General features: G+C 66.8%; 1 protein-coding gene. It reads right to left on the reverse strand.

Features of this window, described 5'->3' with window-relative positions:
- The coding region (locus tag L692_RS29820; protein ID WP_036724954.1) for a YheC/YheD family protein at window positions 1-377 on the reverse strand (377 nt) is incomplete at both ends.

Genomic DNA, 377 nt, shown 5'->3' on the forward strand with positions numbered 1-377 from the left:
GTCCAGGTCGCCGGTCAGCGCGAAGGCCGAACGGCCCGGCTTGGAGTTCGCTTCCAGCAGCCAGATTCGTCCGCCGGGATCAATGCCGAAATCGAGCCCGAGCTCGCCGAGCCGTCCGAAGCCGGCTTCCAGCAGCGGCGGAAGGAAGGCGGACGCAAGCGCAAGCTCTGCTAAAATGTTCGCGGCCGCCCCGCCGTATTGCTTCCGCAAAAAGGAAGCCGGATGGACTGCGGTTCCTCCCCCGTGCAGGTTGGAGGTGAGCGACCCGCGCGGGCCAAGGCGAACCGCCATGCCGCCAAGCGTCCAGCGGCCGTTCCCGTCCTTCTGCATAAGCACGCGGACATCGAACGGCTGTCCGCCGCTGCCGCTCAATTGCA

The organism is Paenibacillus forsythiae T98, assembly GCF_000520735.1.
GTDB classification, from domain to species: domain Bacteria; phylum Bacillota; class Bacilli; order Paenibacillales; family Paenibacillaceae; genus Paenibacillus_AQ; species Paenibacillus_AQ forsythiae.